At 46.6% G+C, this 1,407-nt stretch carries 1 pseudogene; it reads left to right on the forward strand.

Annotated features, from left to right (window positions below):
• Positions 1-1,407: pseudogene (locus tag FNE73_RS16630) on the forward strand (hypothetical protein); the annotation flags it as partial.

The following is a 1,407-nucleotide window of genomic DNA, read 5'->3' on the forward strand; positions in this document are numbered from 1 at the left end:
CAGTAGTTTCAGGAACTACGGTTGTAACGAATGTAGCATGTAACGGTGCTTCCAACGGTTCTATCAATTTAACACCGACAGGTGGAACTGCACCATACACGTTCAATTGGGGCGGTGGAATTACGACTGAAGACAGAACAGGACTTCCAGCAGGAACTTACACGGTAACGATCACAGATGCCAACGGATGTACCGGAACGGTAAATGCAACGGTAACCCAACCTGCAACAGCAGTTTCAGGAACAACGGTTGTTACGAATGTGGCATGTAACGGCGGTTCAACAGGAGCAATTAATTTAACTCCGACAGGCGGAACTGCGCCATACACCTTCAATTGGGGTGGTGGAATCACGACTGAAGACAGAACAGGACTTACAGCAGGAACTTACAGCGTAACGATCACAGATGCCAACGGATGTACCGGAACGGTAAATGCAACGGTAACCCAACCAGCAACAGCTTTATCGGCAACGATTTCTCAGACGAATGTAAGCTGTAACGGCGGATCTAACGGTTCAGCATCAATAACAGTTTCAGGTGGAACTGCACCATATACGTATTCATGGTCACCAACAGGTGGAACTGCTGCAACAGCAACAGGACTTTCAGCAGGAACTTATACCGTTACGGTAACGGATGCTAATTCTTGTACAACAACAAGAACGGTAACTATTACTCAGCCAACAGCTTTATCGGCAACAATTTCTCAGACGAATGTAAGCTGTAATGGTGGATCTAATGGTTCAGCATCAATAACAGTTTCTGGTGGAACTGCACCATATACTTATTCATGGTCACCAACGGGTGGAACTGGTGCAACAGCAACAGGACTTTCAGCAGGAATCTATACAGTTACGGTAACGGATTCTAATTCTTGTACAACAACAAGAACGGTAACTATTACCCAGCCAGCGACAGCAGTTTCAGGAAGTACGGTTGTAACGAATGTTGCATGTAACGGCGGTTCAACAGGAGCCATTAATTTAACACCAACAGGCGGAACTGCACCTTATACGTTCAACTGGGGTGGTGGAATCACGACTGAAGACAGAACAGGATTATCCGCAGGAACTTACAGCGTAACCATCACAGATGCGAACGGATGTACCGGAACGGTTAATGCAACGGTAACCCAGCCTGCAACAGCAGTTTCAGGAACTACGGTAGTAACGAATGTAGCATGTAACGGTGGTTCAACAGGAGCAATTAATTTAACACCGACAGGTGGAACTGCACCATATACCTTCAACTGGGGTGGTGGAATCACGACTGAAGACAGAACAGGCTTAGCTGCAGGAACATACAGCGTAACCATCACTGATGCGAACGGATGCACAGGGACTGTTAATGCAACAGTAACACAGCCTGCGACAGTAGTTTCAGGAACTACGGTTGTAACGAATGTAG

Source organism: Chryseobacterium binzhouense (genome assembly GCF_007474545.1).
Classification (GTDB): domain Bacteria; phylum Bacteroidota; class Bacteroidia; order Flavobacteriales; family Weeksellaceae; genus Chryseobacterium; species Chryseobacterium binzhouense.